This window comes from Kribbella sandramycini, from assembly GCF_013131805.1.
Taxonomy (GTDB): Bacteria; Actinomycetota; Actinomycetes; order Propionibacteriales; family Kribbellaceae; genus Kribbella; species Kribbella sandramycini.
The window spans coordinates 397,816-414,838 of the sequence record NZ_JABJRC010000004.1 but is presented as its reverse complement, the minus strand read 5'-3'; the positions used below and the strand labels follow the sequence as shown (position 1 = coordinate 414,838).

16 protein-coding genes are annotated in these 17,023 nt (G+C 70.6%); 12 read left to right on the top strand and 4 right to left on the bottom strand.

What is annotated here, in order from left to right:
- The first annotated feature begins 38 nt into the window (after positions 1–38).
- The 6 genes from HPO96_RS20190 to HPO96_RS20165 all read left to right on the top strand — a co-directional run bounded on the left by HPO96_RS20190 (position 39) and on the right by HPO96_RS20165 (position 6,353).
- Complete coding sequence (locus HPO96_RS20190) at positions 39–1,694, top strand: bifunctional uroporphyrinogen-III C-methyltransferase/uroporphyrinogen-III synthase (protein WP_420371470.1); 1,656 nt, start codon at positions 39–41, stop codon at positions 1,692–1,694.
- Between the two features lie 4 nt (positions 1,695–1,698).
- Entirely contained in the window at positions 1,699–2,682 is a 984-nt protein-coding gene (gene hemB, locus HPO96_RS20185; protein ID WP_171675040.1) for a porphobilinogen synthase, read from the top strand.
- A 54-nt stretch (positions 2,683–2,736) separates the two neighbouring features.
- Positions 2,737–2,874 carry a hypothetical protein gene (locus HPO96_RS20180; protein WP_171675039.1) on the top strand — a complete coding sequence of 46 codons (138 nt, stop codon included), beginning with the start codon at positions 2,737–2,739 and terminating at the stop codon, positions 2,872–2,874.
- Positions 2,871–3,653 carry a hypothetical protein gene (locus HPO96_RS20175; protein ID WP_171675038.1) on the top strand — a complete coding sequence of 261 codons (783 nt, stop codon included), beginning with the start codon at positions 2,871–2,873 and terminating at the stop codon, positions 3,651–3,653. Before HPO96_RS20180 ends, HPO96_RS20175 begins: the two co-directional genes overlap by 4 nt.
- Positions 3,654–3,674: 21 nt before the next feature.
- Positions 3,675–4,745, top strand: a complete 1,071-nt coding sequence (locus tag HPO96_RS20170; protein ID WP_171675037.1) for a Gfo/Idh/MocA family oxidoreductase — start codon at positions 3,675–3,677, stop codon at positions 4,743–4,745.
- Positions 4,746–4,961: 216 nt separating this feature from the next.
- On the top strand, positions 4,962–6,353 hold the full coding sequence (locus tag HPO96_RS20165) for a hypothetical protein (protein WP_171675036.1): 1,392 nt from the start codon (positions 4,962–4,964) through the stop codon (positions 6,351–6,353).
- Between the two features lie 27 nt (positions 6,354–6,380).
- Here HPO96_RS20165 and HPO96_RS37630 read toward each other — a convergent pair whose 3' ends face one another.
- Positions 6,381–6,581: a hypothetical protein gene (locus HPO96_RS37630; protein WP_202886177.1), complete on the bottom strand. Its 201-nt coding sequence runs from the start codon at positions 6,579–6,581 to the stop codon at positions 6,381–6,383.
- 70 nt (positions 6,582–6,651) lie between these two features.
- Between HPO96_RS37630 and HPO96_RS20155 the strand changes: the two genes are divergently transcribed.
- The gene (locus HPO96_RS20155; protein WP_171675035.1) at positions 6,652–7,239 is read left to right on the top strand and encodes a DJ-1/PfpI family protein; all 588 of its coding nucleotides are present in this window, start codon (positions 6,652–6,654) and stop codon (positions 7,237–7,239) included.
- On the opposite strand, the gene HPO96_RS20150 is transcribed toward HPO96_RS20155, so the two are convergent.
- A complete protein-coding gene (locus HPO96_RS20150) occupies positions 7,236–7,811 on the bottom strand; it encodes a TetR/AcrR family transcriptional regulator (protein WP_171675034.1) in 576 nt (191 codons plus the stop codon). The two genes, HPO96_RS20155 and HPO96_RS20150, sit on opposite strands and share 4 nt — an antisense overlap.
- Before the next feature lie 96 nt (positions 7,812–7,907).
- Here HPO96_RS20150 and HPO96_RS20145 point away from each other — a divergent pair, with 96 nt between their 5' ends.
- The gene (locus HPO96_RS20145) at positions 7,908–8,690 is read left to right on the top strand and encodes an SDR family NAD(P)-dependent oxidoreductase (protein ID WP_171675033.1); all 783 of its coding nucleotides are present in this window, start codon (positions 7,908–7,910) and stop codon (positions 8,688–8,690) included.
- 3 nt (positions 8,691–8,693) lie between these two features.
- On the opposite strand, the gene HPO96_RS20140 is transcribed toward HPO96_RS20145, so the two are convergent.
- Complete coding sequence (locus HPO96_RS20140; RefSeq protein ID WP_238355310.1) at positions 8,694–9,974, bottom strand: aldose epimerase family protein; 1,281 nt, start codon at positions 9,972–9,974, stop codon at positions 8,694–8,696.
- A 153-nt stretch (positions 9,975–10,127) separates the two neighbouring features.
- On the opposite strand from HPO96_RS20140, the gene HPO96_RS20135 reads away from it, so the two are divergent.
- From HPO96_RS20135 to HPO96_RS20120, 4 genes are all read left to right on the top strand, one after another.
- The gene (locus HPO96_RS20135) at positions 10,128–10,715 is read left to right on the top strand and encodes a cysteine hydrolase family protein (RefSeq protein ID WP_171675032.1); all 588 of its coding nucleotides are present in this window, start codon (positions 10,128–10,130) and stop codon (positions 10,713–10,715) included.
- A gap of 100 nt (positions 10,716–10,815) precedes the next feature.
- A complete protein-coding gene (locus HPO96_RS20130) occupies positions 10,816–11,733 on the top strand; it encodes a GlxA family transcriptional regulator (protein ID WP_171675031.1) in 918 nt (305 codons plus the stop codon).
- A gap of 19 nt (positions 11,734–11,752) precedes the next feature.
- Complete coding sequence (locus HPO96_RS20125; RefSeq protein WP_171675030.1) at positions 11,753–12,397, top strand: hypothetical protein; 645 nt, start codon at positions 11,753–11,755, stop codon at positions 12,395–12,397.
- Complete coding sequence (locus HPO96_RS20120) at positions 12,387–13,742, top strand: glycosyltransferase family 4 protein (protein WP_171675029.1); 1,356 nt, start codon at positions 12,387–12,389, stop codon at positions 13,740–13,742. Before HPO96_RS20125 ends, HPO96_RS20120 begins: the two co-directional genes overlap by 11 nt.
- Before the next feature lie 42 nt (positions 13,743–13,784).
- Here HPO96_RS20120 and HPO96_RS20115 read toward each other — a convergent pair whose 3' ends face one another.
- Positions 13,785–16,949 carry a glycoside hydrolase family 3 protein gene (locus tag HPO96_RS20115; RefSeq protein WP_171675028.1) on the bottom strand — a complete coding sequence of 1,055 codons (3,165 nt, stop codon included), beginning with the start codon at positions 16,947–16,949 and terminating at the stop codon, positions 13,785–13,787.
- Between the last annotated feature and the right edge of the window lie 74 nt (positions 16,950–17,023).

Genomic DNA, 17,023 nt, shown 5'->3' with positions numbered 1-17,023 from the left:
CCAAGACAAGTAGGACGAGGACGAGGGCGAAGGCAGACGTGAGCACTGCGAAGACAGCGGCCACCGCGGCATCCGCGACACCTCAGCAAGTGAAGGCTGCCGCGGTCAAGCCGGCCAGACCACTCGGTCACGTCACGTTCGTCGGCGTCGGCCCGGGTGACCCCGCGCTGCTGACGCTGGCCGGGCGCGACGTGCTCGCCGGCGCCGACGCGGTCGTCGTCGAAGGCCCCGAGCACGACGCCTTCCTGACGTACTGCAAGGAGGGCGTCGAGGTGATCGACGGCTCCGGCGCCGAGGGCAGCCGGGCGCTGAAGGTCGCCGCCCGGGCCCGCCTGGTGGTGAAGACCGCCAAGGCCCAGGCGAACGTCGTCCGCCTGCTCAGCGGCGACCCGTTCACGTTCTCCAGCGGCGCCGAGGAGGCTGCCGCCTGCCGCAAGGCCGGGATCGGTTTCAACATCATCCCCGGCGTGAGCGAGGTGAGCGCCGTCCCGACGTACGCCGGGATCCCGCTGACCATGAAGAACGACCGCGAGGTCACCGTTCTCGACCTGGCCGAGGCCAAACTCGACCTGAGCCGGCTGCATGCCAAGCAGACGCTCGTCCTGCTGAACGCGACCGACGTCCTCAAGGAGACCGTCGCCGCGCTCGTCGAGGCCGGTTTCGACGCCGGTACGCCGGTCGCCGCCACCGTCGGCGGGACGACGACGGCCCAGACCAGCGTGGTCGGCACGCTGGAGACGATCGTCGCCGACCTGCGGGCCGCGAAGGTCGCCGGCGAGGCCGTGATCGTCGTCGGCGCCGTGGTCGAGCAGCGCGCGGCGCTGTCCTGGTTCGAGACCAAGCCGCTGTTCGGCTGGCGGATCCTGGTGCCCCGCACCAAGGACCAGGCCGGCCCGCTGATGGACCGGCTGCGCCGCTACGGCGCCATGCCGGAAGAGGTGCCCACGATCTCGGTGGAGCCGCCGCGGAACCCGCAGCAGATGGACAAGGCGATCCGTGGGCTCGTCGAGGGCCGCTACGAGTGGGTCGCGTTCACCTCGGTGAACGCGGTCAAGGCGGTCCGGGAGAAGTTCGACGAGTACGGCCTGGACGCGCGGGCCTTCTCCGGGCTGAAGATCGCCGCGGTCGGCGACAAGACCGCGGAGGCGATCGGCGCCTGGGGGATCCGGCCGGATCTGACCCCGACCGGCGAGCAGTCCGCCGCCGGTCTGGTCGAGGACTGGCCGCCGTACGACGAGCTGCTGGACCCGATCAACCGGGTCTTCCTGCCGCGTGCCGACATCGCGACCGAGACGCTGGTCGCGGGGCTGACCGATCTCGGCTGGGAGGTCGACGACGTCACGGCGTACCGGACCGTGCGGGCCGCCCCGCCGCCCGCGCCGACCCGCGAGGCGATCAAGTCGGGCAAGTTCGACGCGGTCGTGTTCACGTCGTCGTCCACCGTGCGGAACCTGGTCGGCATCGCCGGCAAGCCGCACGCGTCGACGGTGATCGCCGTCATCGGCCCGGCCACGCTGAAGACCGCCGAGGAGCACGGCCTGCGGGTCGACGCGATGGCCGACGCGCCGTCCGTCGAGGAGCTGGCCGACGCACTCGCCCGGTTCGGCGCGGAGCGGCGTGACACCATGGTGGAGGCGGGCGAGACCGTCACCCGTCCTTCCGAACGTCGTGCAGGTTCTCGTAGGAAGAGCTAGTGCTGTGAGTGGATTCCCGGAGGTGAGGCCCCGGCGGCTGCGGTCGTCGGCGGCGATGCGCAGGCTGGTCGCGGAGACCACGCTCGAGCCGCGGCAGCTGATCCTGCCGATGTTCGTCCGGGAGGGCGCCCGCGAGCCGATCGCGATCAGCTCGATGCCGGGCGTCTACCAGCACACCCGGGACACCGCGCGGAAGGCGATCGCGGAGGCGGCCCAGGCCGGGCTCGGCGGCGTCATGCTGTTCGGCATCCCGGAGCACAAGGACGAGACCGGCTCGGGTGGGCTCGATCCGGACGGCATCCTGAACGTCGCCATCCGGGACGCCGCGAGCGAGGCCGGGGACGCGCTGCTGGTGATGTCGGATCTGTGCCTGGACGAGTTCACCTCGCACGGGCACTGCGGCGTCCTCGACGCCCAGGGCCGGGTCGACAACGACGCGACGCTGAAGCTCTACGCCGAGATGGGGGTCGCGCAGGCGGCCGCCGGGGCGCACATCGTCGGCCCGTCCGGGATGATGGACGGGCAGGTCGGCGTCGTCCGCAAGGCGCTGGACGCGGCCGGCTACCTGGACACCGTGATTCTCGCGTACGCCGTGAAATACGCGTCGAGTTTCTACGGGCCGTTCCGGGAGGCTGTCGACTCCTCGCTACAGGGCGACCGGAAGACCTACCAGCAGGACGGCGGGAACGCGCGCGAGGCGCTCCGCGAGGCCGACCTGGACATCGCCGAGGGCGCGGACCTGGTGATGGTGAAGCCGGCGCTGGCCTACCTGGACATCATCCGGCAGGTCCGCGACCACGTGAACGTGCCGGTTGCGGCGTACAACATCTCCGGTGAGTACGCGATGGTCGAGGCCGCCGCGGCGAACGGCTGGATCGACCGGGAGCGGGCGATCCTGGAGACGCTGACGTCGATCCGGCGCGCCGGCGCCGACCAGATCCTCACCTACTGGGCGACCGAGGCCGCCGAACTGCTGGCCCGCCGCTGATCTAGGCTCAACCGGAGTAGCTTTTTCCGGTTGTCCTAGAGGAGTGTGGTTCAGGTGTCCACGGAGCCGACCGAGCCGAGCCACGGCCTGGAGGCCGCGCGCGCGGAGTTGCAAGCGGCACGCGCTGAGCTCGACACCGTCGAGGCGACCCTGCGCGAGGCCCTGGCCGCCGACGAGGAGCTCGACAAGTGAGCACCCCGTCGCTCGAGCCGCAGCGCCGCGCCGCCGAGCTCGCGGAGTTCGCCGCGAACGCGCTGCATGACGCCCGGCTGAAGCTGAGTCACGCCGCGGACGCCACCCAGGAGCTGAACACCGTCCTGCGGCGCGCCGAGGACGAGATCTACGAGCTGCCGCTCCAGGCGAGCAAGATGGAGGCCACCGGTCAGGCCCGGCCCTTCCTCCAGAACGCCCAGTACGTCGCCGACCAGATCGACCGCCGGCTGGAGAACGGCGGTCACCTCGTCGGCGAGATCCGCGATCGCCTGGACAGCGCCACCACCGGCCTGCAAGCCGGCCGCCAGGCCCTGGAAGAACTCAGCCGGCTCCCCGTCGAACACGACCGCGAGCTGATGGACCGGCTGTCCCACCGGATCAGCGACCTGAACACCGCCGTCAACTCCGCCCACGACGGCCTGGACCGCGCCAACACCCGCATCGGCCGCGCCCAGGAGTCCCTGGGCGGGCTCATCGAGCACCGCAGCGAGCCCAGCCCCACCTTCGTCCGCGACACGGCCGCGGACGTTGATCGGGACCTCATGCACACCCGCACCGGCGTCCGCGAACTCGCCGAAGACCTCGATGGCCACGACCCCAACGCCGCCGCCACCGCCCAGGACGCCGAACTCGCCCGCGCCTTTCACGCCGGCGCCTACACCACCGCCAAATCCGCCCAGCGTCACCAGCCGGCCGCCGCCGACGAAGCCCACAAACCCGCCGAAACCGAAATCACCTCCCGACTCCGCGGCCTCTAGCCGAAGGCGAGAGTTCGAGCAGTGTCGAAGGCTCGTATTGCCGTGGTCGGAGTGCACGGTCACGGCGCTACTCATGTCCGCAACGCGTTGCGGCGCGGCGAGTTGGTCGCCGTCGCCGACCCGCGGCCGCCGTCCGGGCTGGACGTCACGGCGTATCCGTCGCTCGACGAGTTGCTGGCCGCAACCACAGTCGACGTCGTCGTCATCAGTACGCCGATCCAGACGCACGTCCCGCTGGCAGAGACAGCCCTGCGCGCGGGCGCCGACGTACTGCTCGAGAAGCCGCCGGCCGCGACCCTGGCCGAGCACGAGCACCTCGTGCGGGTGATCGAGGAGACCGGGCGTGCGTGCCAGGTCGGCTTCCAGGCGCAGGCCTCGGCCGCGACGCTGGAGCTGGCCCGGATGATGCGCGCCGGCGAGCTCGGCGAGATCCGCGGGATCAGTGCCGTCGGCAAGTGGTTGCGCAAGCGGAGCTACTTCGACCGCGCGCCCTGGGCCGGTCGCCGCACGCTGGACGGCGTCCCGGTCGTGGACGGCGCCGTCACCAACCCGCTCGCGCACTCGACCGCGGCCGCCCTCCTCCTCGACGGCTCCACCGGAGTCGCCGACGTCGGCGCCATCGAGACCGAGCTGTACCGCGCCAACGACATCGAGTCCGACGACACATCGACCGTCCGCATCACCACCGCCCGCGGCACCCGCGTCCTGATCGCCGTCACCCTTTGCGCAACAGAACATCTGGAGCCCACGGTGACCGTCCACGGCTCGCGAGGCGAAGCAGTTCTGCACTATTCGTCCGACCTTCTCGACGGGACGCCGTACCCCCGAACAGACCTCCTGCAGAACCTGATCGACCATCGCGCCGACCCCGCCGTCCCCCTCTACTGCCCCTTCACCGCGACCGGCGGTTTCACCCGCGTCGTCGAGGCGATCCGCCTGGCCGCGGACCCGCGCCCGATCCCGGAGTCCTTACTCCATTGGGAAGGCGAGGGCCCCGACCGGCACCCGATCGTCGCCGACGTCGAGCACTGGATCGACCGCGCGGCCGGCGAGCTGAGCCTGTTCAGCGAGGTGGGTGCGCCGTGGACATGAGTACTGTGTAGCGTTCGTCCGTACACCGGCTTCGCGAGCGGGAGCGGGTTTTCCTGCGTGTGGGGGCGCGGGAGAGGGGCAGGGTTTGGGATGTTTCCGGGTTCGCCTCCCCGATCGGGGCCGGGAACCGGTAGCCTCGTGCCGCCGTACCACAGCACCGCACCGCCGTCACCGATGGATCTGCCGGAGTGCCCAAACCGGTCAGGAGACCACGTCTTGCAGGAGAACACCAGCACCAGCAGTACTGGCGAACTGGCGAACGTACCGCTCACGGGTGCGGACAAAGTCGCTTACGCCTTCTACGCCACGGCGGCCGCGGCCGCCCTTGTCGGTCAGGTGTGGGCCGGTGTGACCCACATCCCGTGGCCGGAAACCGGCTTCTCGACGTTCCTCAAGATCGTCCTCGTCACACCGGCGGTGGCGGTCCTCGAGCTCGGTGGCGTGGCCACCGCCGCGCTCGCCGACCTGCGCCGGCGCAAGGGTGAGACGGCCTACGCCTACCGGGCGATGTCGTTGTTCGCGGCCGTGATCGCGGTCGTCTTCAACGTCGTCGGCCACTGGCGGCCCGAGGAGCGCTTCCTCGCCTTCGGCTTCGGCGGTCTGTCCGCGTTCGCCTATGTGCTGTGGCTGATCCACAGCTCGGCCCGCCGCCGGGACGCGCTGCGCCGGGCCGGGCAGATGGCGACCACCGCGCCGGTGTACGGCGTCGTCCAGTGGGCCCGCGAGCCGAAGGTGACCTGGCAGGCGCGCTCGCTGGCGATCGAGCACGGCTACGGCCTCTACGAGAGCCTGCACGCCGCGCGGCACCAGATCCGCAACAAGACCCGGCGCGAGGCGATCGCGAGCACGGTCGCGGAGTACATCCGCTCCGAGCACCAGGACGAGCGGCTGGCGAAGATCGCCGAGACGACCTACGACCCGGACCGGTTGGCCGGCATGCTCGAGGACCGGATCAACTACGAGGTCATCACCAACAAGCTGACCAAGGCGATCTCCCCGCCGCCGGAGCCGGAGGCCGCGCCGGAGGGCGAGGTCCGGGCCGCGGTCTGGGTGGTCGAGGGCGAGACGCGAGCGCGGCAGTTGCGCGGCGCCGGCACCGGCGTGAACCTGCGCGACGAGGACGCCTGGGGCGAGGCGATGACCGGCGAGCTGATGGCCGTCGACTACCTGCCCTACGACCGCAACAGTGACGAGCCGGTCGCCGAGGCGGTCGTCGTCGAGGACGAGAGCGAGCACGTCGTCCGCGCGAACGGCAAGCTCAAGCCGACCGCGCCGAAGGCCAAGGTCGAGCCCGTCGTCCAGAAGCCGCAGGGCCCGTCGCCGTTCGCCGAGCCGAGCACCGACACCCAGCCCCCGGCGCTGATCACCACGCCGGAGCCGAAGGCCGCCGAGAAGAAGGTGGACGAGGCGAAGGCCGACGAGCCCGAGCCGACCGAGCTGGAGAAGAAGCGCGCCCGCGCTTGGGCCCTGCTCGCCGACTGGCCGGCCGGCCGCGAGCGGAACGCCAAGGAGCTGGCCGGCGCGATCAACTCCAGCGAGCCGATGGCCAACCGCTTCATCCAGCAGTACGACGAGGAGCACGGCCTCGTCATCGCCTCGCAGAACTGACAGCTTCACCTCAACAGCCCGCACCGGTCACCGGTGTGGGCTGTTGCCTTTGAAGGTCCGCCGGTAGGCAGTCGGCGTGGTCGCGAAGGCCTTGGCGAAGTGCTGCCGGAGCAGGACGGCCGTGCCGAAGCCGGTCTCGGGATCGGCAGCGGTGGCGAACACCTGGCAGGCGCCCGCCAGCTCCAGCCCGACGGCGCCCTCCGGCGACAGCACGGCCACGGTGTGCATGGCGTGAATCTAGCTGATCATGTCTTTCCAGCCACTCACCTGGCCGCGGCCCGAGCGGCAGGCTGAGTGGATGCGAATCGACGTACTGATGTTCGAAGGGGTGGCCGAGGTGGACGCGATGGCGACGTACGCCGTTTTCGCGCACGCGAAAAGCCGCGGGCTCGCGGTGGACCCCCGGCTGGTCACCGCCGACGGCGCGACCTCGGTCCAGGGCTGCTACGGGACGACGATCGGCGAGCTGGAGCCGTGGTCGCCGGCGACGGCCCAGGTGCTCGCCGTCTCCGGCGGCTGGATCGAGGAGGAGATCGAACGCGGCGTCATCCCGCGGCAGCTGGCCGAGGCCAAGCGGGCCGGCGGCGCCGGGCTGATCCTGGCCGGTATCGACTCCGGCGCGATCCTGCTCGGCGCGGCCGGTCTGATCGCCGGTCGACCGGCCACGACCCATCGCCCCGGCTACCACCTGCTGGAGAAGTACGCCGAAGTCGTCGATGCCCGAGTCGTCGACGACGGCGACCTGGTGACCTGCGGCACCGGCTGGTTCGCCGGCGTCGATCTCGCGTGCTGGCTCCTCGAGCGCGAACTCGGCGCAGCGGCCGAGATCGTCGCCCTGGAACAGTGGATCGGCCGCGATCGCCAGGGCACGGTCTGGCGACGCTAGAGGGTGCTGCCAGGGGTGCCGACGCCGTGCAGCAGGGCGTCGACGAGCTGGGTGGCCAGGGCGTCGGGGTCGGCGTCGGCCGGGGTCTGACAGGCCTCGTGCATCAAGGCGTAGTAGACGCGGCGGGCCCAGATCGGATCGATCTCCGGGCGGAGGACCCCGGTGTCGTGCAAGCGGCGGAACAGCGCGTCGGAGCGTTCGACGACCCCGGCCTGGATCCGGTCGGCTTCGTTGCCGGGGGCAAGGGTCGCGTTCATCGCGAACCGCCAGGAGAGTTTGACCGCGAGGACGTTCGCGGTGGCCTGGTAGAGCGCGACCAGGGGCGGCGCGGCGTCCGGGCGGGCGGCGTCGACGGCGTCCGAGAGCTGCTGGGCGGCCCAGGCGGCCAGGTCGGCGATCAGCGCCTCGCGGGTCGCGAAGCGCCGGTGCACGGTCGTGCGGGCGACGCCGGCCGCGGCGGCGATCTCCTCCATCGTCGCGGTCGGCTTCGCGCTCAGCGTCTGCTCGGCCGCCGCCAGGATCGCGCGCACGGTTCGCGCGGTGTCCGCGCGCACCCGGGGGGCTTCGTTCATATCTCCAGCGTAGCGGGTGCACTGCTACTTGCATCATCAGTGATGCAAGTTGTATCTTCAAAAGGTCAGCGAAGATGCGACTGGAGGAAATGAGTCATGGATCTGCAGTTGAAGGACAAGACCGCGCTTGTCACCGGCGCCAGCCGGGGGATCGGGCTCGCGGTGGTCGAGCAGCTCAGCGCCGAGGGCGTCCGCGTCGTGGCCGTCGCGCGGACCAGTACGCCGGAGCTGCGCGCGACCGGCGCGATCGTCGTACCGGCCGACCTCGGCCTGGCCGGCGGGCCGGAGCAGGCCGTCGCGGCCGCGCTCGCGGCGGCCGGCGAGCTCGATCTGCTGGTCAACAACGTCGGCGGTGGCGAGGGTGACCTCGGCGCGGGCTTCCTCGAGTACGACGACGCCGCCTGGGAGTCGATCTTCGGGCTGAACTACTTCGCCACCGTCCGGGTGACCCGGGCCGCGCTGCCGAGTCTGATCAAACAGCAGGGCGCGATCGTCAACCTGTCGTCGATCGGCGCGCGAATCCCGTCCAGCGGTCCGGTGCCGTATACGACTGCGAAGGCGGCGCTGACCGCGCTCGGGAAGGCGCTGGCCGAGGAGTTCGGCCCGCAGGGCGTCCGCGTCAACACGGTCTCACCCGCGGCCGTCCGGACGGCGTTGTGGACGTCGCCCGAGGGGTACGGCGGTCAGCTCGCGCAGCGGCTCGGCGTACCGCAGGAGCATCTGCTGGCGGCGTTGCCGCAGGAGACCGGGATGATCACCGGCCGCCTGATCGAGCCGGCCGAGGTGGCCGCGCTCGTCGTACAGCTGTGCTCGCCGCTGACGGCGAGCATTACCGGCGCCGATTACCTGATCGACGCCGGTAGCTCGAAATCCGCCTGAGGGTTACTTCGTGCCGAAGTTGTAGACGGTGGTCGACCGGTAGGTCTGGCCGGGGCGCAGGACCGTCGACGGGAAGTTCGGCTGGTTGGGCGAGTCCGGGAAGTGCTGGGTCTCGAAGGCGAAGGCGTCGCCCTGGCGGTAGGCGCGGTCGCCGATCCCCCGGAAGGTGCCGTCCAGGAAGTTCCCGCTGTAGAACTGCGCCCCCGGCTCGGAGGTGTGCACCGTGATCGTGCGGCCGTCCTCGGGCTCCCAGAAGCGGGCGGCGAAGCGCAGGCCGTCGGCGCCGGTCTTACCGCCGAGGACGAAGTTGTGGTCGTATCCGCGGCCGACGACGAGCTGCGGGTGGTCGCCGCGCAGCCGGGCGCCGATCGCGGTCGGCTTGGTGAAGTCGAACGGCGTCCCGGCGACCGGCGCGATCTCGCCGGTCGGGATCAGCGTCGCGTCGACCGGCGTGTACTTCGGCGCGTTCAGCTGCAGGACGTGGCCGTCGATCGGGCCGCTGCCCTCGCCGCCCAGGTTGAAGTACACGTGATTGGTGAGGTTGACGATCGTCGGCTTGCCCTTGACCGTCGCGTGGTACTCGATCCGCAGGTTGTCGTCGCGGTCGAGGGTGTAGGTGACGGTGCTGGTGAGCTCACCGGGAAAGCCCATCTCGCCGTCCGGGCTGACATACGTGAACGCGACGCCGACCGCCTTCGCGGACTGCACGATCTTGGCCGACCAGACCTTCTTGTCGAAGCCGAGGGTGCCGCCGTGCAGAGCGTTCTCGCCGTTGTTCAGCGGGATCTGGTAGGAGTTCCCGTCGATCGAGAACTTGCCCTTGGCGATCCGGTTGCCGTAGCGGCCGATCGTGGAGCCGAAGTACGGGCTGAGGGCGGCGTAGTCCGGCAGGTTGTCGAAGCCGAGGCTGATGTTCTTGACCCGGCCGCGCCGGTCCGGCGTCTCGACCCGCTGGATGGTCGCGCCCCAGGTGAGCATCGAGATCGTCATCCGGCCGTTGGAGAACGTGTAGACGTCCACCTTCTTGCCGTCCGGGGTGGTGCCGAACGGAGCCTTGCCGATTTCGAGCTTGCCGTGGTGTGCACCCATGGTGGCCAACCTATCCGGAGTGCCGGCGGCCTCCGCTGGTCCGGTCAGGGCGCCGGCGGCGGCTGCCCCCAGGCCCAGGGCTCCGGCCGTCCGCAGAACCTGACGGCGGGGCAGGTGTTCGGGCATCGCGTTCCCCTCACTGATCGACGAGCTGCGGCGGGAGCGTTTCCACACCGACCCGCGCACTGTAAGCATTCCGGTCCAGTGTTTGGAATAGTTCGGAACGGTGTGAATTCGTCCGACCTCTCCAACGTTGGTAAGGACGTGTCGAGGCCGTGACCGGATCGGTCCGGTGCGGGCCGGGATCGGGCCTTCTGCGAGCCGGCGACGGTGCGTGACGATGGGGGTATGAGCCGAACCGCGGTACTTGTCGTCGACGTCCAGGAATCGTTCCGGGTCCGCCCGAGCTGGCAGGTGGTGAACCGGCCGGATATCGCCGACCGGGTCAACCGCCTGGTGGCCCACGCGCGGGCGGCCGGCGACCTGGTCGTCTGGGTCCTGCACACCGAGCCCGGGACCGGGACGACGTTCGATCCGGCGAGCGGTCACGTCCGGCTGATCGAAGGTCTGGATCCGATCGCGGGTGAGCCGGTCCTCACGAAAACCGCGCACAACGCCTTCACCACCACGAGTCTGCAGCAGCTTCTCACCCAGCACGGCGTCAACCGAGTCGTCGTCTCCGGTATCCGCACCGAGCAGTGCTGCGAGACCACCGCCCGCATCGCCTCCGACCTCGGCTACGAGGTCGACTTCGTCACCGACGCCACCGCCACGATGCCGCTGGCGCACTGGGACCTACCGGCCGACGCGACCAACGAGGAGGTCCTCGCCGACCCGCGCACCCTGTCCGCCGAGGCCGTCACGGAACGTACGGAGTACGCGCTCGCAGGCCGCTTCGCCACCATCCGGACGATCGACGAACTAGGGGGTGTCTGACGACCCCACGCCTACTGCGGGGCACTCGGCACGGCACCTCCTCGCTACGGCGCGGAGTCGCCAGACACCCCCACCGGCGTCCTCGTGTCATCCTGACCGGATGCGGACCATTCGGGTCGTCTTCCTGCTGGTGCCCAAGCTGCACCTGCTCGACCTGGCCGGGCCTGCCCAGGTGTTCACCACCGCGAACGACTTCGGCTACGGCTACGAGACGTCGTACGTCGCCGAGGCCGAAGAGATCGAGACCGCACAAGGAGTCCCGATCCGGGCCCGGCTGGACTGGCCGGAGCTCGGCCCGGGCGACCTGATCGTCGTACCGGGCTGGCGGTCGCCGCGGCTGCAGCCGGTGCCGCCGATCGGGCCCGCGGTCCGGCAGCGGCTGCGCGACCATCACGCCGCCGGGGGATCGGTGGCGAGTGTCTGCTCGGGCGCCGACGCGCTCGGCGCGGCCGGGCTGCTCGACGGACGCCGGTACACCACCCACCACGACCTGACCGACGAGCTCGCCGCGCGCTATCCGGGCGGCAGCATGATCCGCGACGTCCTGTACGTCGAGGACGACCGCGTGATCACCTCCGCCGGGATCGCCAGCGGTATCGACCTCGCGCTGCATCTGGTCGCCGTCGAGCGCGGCGCCGAGGCCGCGGCCCGGGTCGCGCGCGAGATGGTCGTCTACGCCCGGCGGAACGGGGACGAGCTCCAGGACAGCGTGATGCTGCGGCATCGCGGCCACCTCAGCGATCTCGCCCACCGCGTCCAGGACGTCATCGACGCCCAGTACGCCGACCGCCTGCTGCTCGCCGACCTGGCCGCCCGGATCGGCGTCAGCGAACGCACCCTGACCCGCCTCTTCACCACCGCCACCGGCCTCACCCCACTGCGCTACCAGCAACTGCTGCGCGTCGAACGCGCCGAACACCTGATCGGCCACGGCACCACGATCGAGGCCGCCGCCCGCGCCGTCGGCTTCGAAGACGCCCGCATGCTCCGCCGCCTCCGCTCCCGAGCGGTGGCCTGACACCCTCTAAAATCCCGTAATGGACATGCCCAGCTCGGCTGCCGACCCGCACGAGTTCCCCACCGACGAGCCCGGTTGGTACGAGTACAACCGCTGGCTGGCCCAACACGGTCAGAAGATCGTTGCGCTGAAGGCGTCCGGGATCACCGGCGCCGAGCTGGCCGCGGCCGAGCGCGAGTGGGATGCGATCAGCGGTCTGACCGAGGTGGCCGACCGGGAGTACCGCCGGTTCCGCCGCGCGCTGGAAGAGGCGGAATTCGAGCGGTACACGAGCCGGCGCGCGCAGGAGCTGCGCGACTTGGCTGCCCCGGTGTCCGGTCGTCCGCCGCGTGACCCGCGCCGGCATCTGCTCACCGCGCTGGACTACAACGGTGAGCCCGGCAGTGGAGTCGACGAGGGGATGGCGGCCGGCCGTGCCGTCGAGCTCGACGCCCGCGCCAAGTACCTGCATGAGGCTGCCCGCGGGATCGGCGATCCCGACGAGCCACTCGTCGCCTACGTGCCGCGCAGCATCGTGCTGGAGCTGACGTCGGTGCTCGGCGAGTTCGCGGCGCGGCTGATGCGTGACCAACTCGAAGGCCGGCTGGTCGGCGGCGACCGCTACATCCAGGGCATCGTCGACCTGCGGTCCGATCTGGAGAGCAGGAAGTTCCATGACGAGTGAGCCGTGGGGCAACCGCCCGCTCCGCATTCTGAACGTCGGCCTCGGCTGGGCGTCGACCACCGGCGGCCATACGGTCACCCGGGAGCTGGCGATCGGTCAGGCTCAGGCGGGTCATCAGGCCTACGTCTGGCTGCCGGAGGCCTTCGAGGACCCCGGCATCCCGAACCTGCGCCTCCTGCATCCGACCAACCCGGCCCAATGGCCGGATCCGACGCAGACCGCGAAACAGCGGGCGGCCACCCAGCAGGCGATGCTGCTCAGCCGTGACGGCCTGCCGGCGGAGGTCGACCTGATCGTCGGCCACGCCCGCTTCACCGGCGACCTCGCGCTCGAGCTGCGCGATCGGTACTACCCGAACGCCATGACGGCGTACGTCATGCACATGTCACCCGAGGAGGGCAGCCGCGCCCGCCACGGCGACGGTACGCACGCCGATCGCAAGGCCCGCGAGGACGTCGGCCGGATGCGTCGTGCCGATCTCACCGTCGGCGTCGGGCCGCTGATCGCCGAGGAGTCTGCGAAACTGCTCCAGCGCGATCGGCTGGACAAACCGGTGCACGAGCTGATCCCGGGCGTCGTCCCGCTGGATCCGCCGCAGTACCGCTCGTTCCAGCGCCGGTACGAGCTGTTGCTCACCGGCCGGATGGACGACCTGCTCAAGGGCGGGCCGGAGGCGGTTGCGGTGATCAACGAGCTGCGTGGCCGGGGCGTCCCGGCCCAGTTGTCGATGCGCGGCGTTCCGCCGGAGAACCTGGCCAAGGCGCAGCTGGAGGTCAACATCCAGAGCGGCAACTCGGTCCGGTTGCGGGAGTTCACGAACGACACGACCGAGCTGCAGCGTGACTACAACGGCGCGGATCTGTTCGTGATGCCGTCACACCACGAGGGTTTCGGGCTGGTCGCGACGGAGGCCGCCGGGGCCGGCGTGCCGATCCTGGTCGACGAGATGAACACCGGCGTCGGGATGTTCCTCGCCGACGAGCAGCGCGTGCCGCGCGAGCTGGGCGCCGGATCGGTCGTCCGGGCGTCCAGCCACGACACCACGGCCTGGGCCGATCGGGTGCAGGAGATCCTGGCGACGCTTCCGGCGGAGCGGGAGCGGGCGATGCGGCTCCGGGCGCATCTGATCACCAACTACAGCTGGCAGCAGGCGGCCGAAGGGCTGGTCAACAGCTCGCGGCTCGTGCATGACGGCCCGGCCCGCAGCGCGCTGGACCCCGAGCTGCAGAACGCGATCCGCCTCGGGTTGCAGATGCCGGTCCAGAAGAGCGCGTACGAGAAGCCGGCGGGCGAGCGCCCGAACCGGCCGAACAACCCCGGCCCGAGCACCGGCCTGAGCAGATGACCTGCTGGGGCGGCCGGGGAGTTCCCGGCCGCCCCGCAAGGGCTACTTAGTCTTGTACGCCGTCGTCAGCTTCGCGACCGCGGCGCCCAGCTGACCGGTGAGGGCCAGGTGCTCGGCGTCCGCCGTCAGCTTCGAGACGGGCTCGGTCAGGTTTTGACCGATCTTGTTCTGGGCGATCCACCGGGCTGCGGCGACGACTGCGTCACCTTCGGCGTATCCGTCCGCCTTGCTCCGGTCCAGGAACCGGGCAGACTGCTCCAGCGCGGCCAGGGCGACCGGCACCTTCGACCCCGACCAGTCCTTGGTCTGCAGCGCGACCTCGGCCGCAACCGCGGCCGCGAGCGCGTACGGGTCGTGCTTGCGCAGCAGGGTGTTCCGCGCCTCGGTCAGCTTCTGCCGAGCCGCGGCCTGGGTGGTCAGACCCCAGCCGTACGGGTACTGCGGGTCGTACGACGCGTCGCCGACGTTCAGCGGCTGCTGCGCCTCGGTGCGCGGCCAGCTCACCGGCAGACGGCCGCTGAACGGCTTCTTGCCGAACAGCACATCGGCCACGCCGGCGCCCTCGGTACCCGGCAACCACGACGCGACCAGCGCGTTGATCTTGCCGAGCTGGTCGGTGACCACCTGCGGACGGCCGGAGACGATCAGCACGACGCACTTCATCGCGCCGCAGACCTTGTCCACCGCGGCCTTGTCGGCGTCCGCGAGCAACAGGTCGTGTCCGTTGCCGACGTCACCGACGCCCTCGGCGTACGGGCGTTCGCCGACGACCACGACACCGACGTCGTGGCCGGTCAGCGGCGCCGACGCGTCTGCGCTGAACGTCGCCGACGGCGCGACCTGCTTGATCCCGGCGAGCACCGTCGTACCGGTGGTGGTCGCGCCGGAGCGGCCCTGCCAGGTGATGCTCCAGCCGCCGAGCTGGTTGCCCAGGTCATCGGCGTTGCTGCCGGCCACGTAAACCTTCGAGCTCGGTGCCAGCGGCAACAAGTTGCCCTCGTTCTTCAACAGCACCTGGGACTTCGCCGCGGCCTCGCGACCGACGGCCCGGTGCTTGGCCGAGCCGACCGTGCTCAGCTGCGCCGGGTCGGAGTACGGCTGCTCGAACAGGCCGAGCTTGAACTTCTCGCCGAGGATCCGGCGGACGGCGTCGTCGACGCGGCTCAGCGGCACCCGGCCGGCGGTGACCTCGGCGGTCAGCCCGGCCGTGAACTCCTGGTACCGCGCCGGGACCATGATCATGTCGAGTCCGGCGTTGATCGACGTCCGGATGTCGCTGACGTAGTCGCCGGGCAGCTGGTCGATCGCCGCCCAGTCGCTGATCACGAACCCCTTGAAGCCCATCCGGTCCTTCAGGACGCCGTTGATCAGCTCGTCGTGGCCGTGCATCTTCAGCGGGGTGCCGCCGTCGATCGAGACGCTGGAGAACGACGGCATCACGGTGCCGACGCCGAGTGCGAGCGCGGTCTTGAACGGCGCCAGGTGCAACCGCTCCAACTCCTCGCGAGTGACCTGCGTGACGCCCTGGTCGATCTTGTAGCCGCCGGTCGTCGCCGTGCCGTACGTCGTACCGCCGTCGCCTGCATAGTGCTTCGCCGACGCCAGCACGCGGTCCTTGTTCTTCAGCTGGCTGCCGTCCGCCTTGCCCTGCATACCGGTGACGACGGTCGCCAGCGAGGTTACCAGCGCCGGGTCCTCGCCGAAGCCTTCGTACGCACGGCCCCAGCGGTCGTCGCGGACGACGCACAGGCAGGGCGCGAAGTCCCACGGGATACCGGTCGCGCGGACCTCGGTCGCGGTGACCTCGCCGGTCCGGCGGGACAGCTCCGGGTCCCGGCTGGCGCCGATACCGATGTTGTGCGGCAGGATCGTCGCACCGACCACGTTGTTGTGCCCGTGGACGGCGTCGACGCCGTAGATCAGCGGGATCTGCAGCCGGGTCGCCTGGGCGCTGCGCTGGAAGTTGTCGACCATCGCGGCCCACGCGGCCGGGGTGTTCGGCGTCGGCACCGAGCCGCCGCCGGACAGCAGCGAGCCGAGGGCGTACGACGCGATGTCGCTGCGGGACTTGAGGGCGTTCCGCTCGGCCTGGGTCATCTGGCCGACCTTCTCGGCCAGCGTCATCCGGGCGAGCAGGTCGTCGACGCGCTTCTTGATCGGCAGTTTCGCGTTCAGGTACGGCAGGTCGTGCGCGTCGATCACCGCGAGCGGCTCGGTCTGCGGCGGTTTCGCGCCGGTGACCGTGAGTTTCAGCGGGATGGTCTCCGCGACCTCGGCCGTCTTGTCCTTCTTCGTCGGCACGGTGACGAGCTGGCTGCTGCCGGACGCCGTACCGGCCGGGAAGGTGAGCGTCCCGGTGGTCGGGGTGAAGTCGTCGGCGCTCGCCGTTCCGCCGCCGGCGGTGTAGGCGACCGTGACCGGGCCCTCGAGCGGCGTACTGGCCGTCGTCGAGACCGCGATCCGCACCTGGGCGCTGCCGCCCTCCTTGACCGGGTAGACCTCGGCGTCGGTGCTGACGCTGGAGTTGAGCGCCGGCTCGGCCTTGCCGTAGGTCTCGATCTGGTCGATCTCGAACTTGCCGGGAGAGCCGGCCGGCATCGTGAAGGCGTACCCCCACATCTTGTTCAGGTTCAGGATCTGGTCGATCCCGCCGACCGGCTGGTAGTCGCCGCGGTAGACGAAATCGCTGAACGGGATCTCGATCTGCGTCCAGCCCTGGAAGTCGTCGGTGAAACTGGTGTTCCACAGCTCGGACGCCTCGGCGTTCGCGCCGCCGTCCTTGATCTCGAAGAAGATCCGCTTCCCGGTGCCGGGCTCGGTCTGGACGGTGTTCTGGCCGTACCACCAGAACCGGATGCCCTTGAACTTCGACCAGTCGCCAGGGTTCTGGTCGAAGGTGATGTCGTGGGTGAAACCGCCCCAGCCGCTGATGTCGTAGGTCCCCGACAGCACCGAGTTGCCGGCCGGCGCGTCGGACCGGGTCTGCAGCTGCATCGTGGGCGGGTCGTCGGCGTCACTGCCCCAGCCGAAGATCCCGGGGTTCGGCGGTGACGCGAACGGCTCGGCGCCTTCGAAGGCGGCGAGCGTGAGGGGCGCGGGGTCGTCGGCCGCGGCGGGCAAGGTGACCAGCGAGCCGGCCAGCAGGGCGGCGGCGGCGATCACCGCCGTTCGCCGTCGGGAACTGCGGACAACAGGCCACCTGGGCATGGGCGACTCCTGAGCTCAGCGCGGGCGCGCGCCCGCGTCGCGCCCGACTCTCAGCCACCGACCCCCTCCAGATC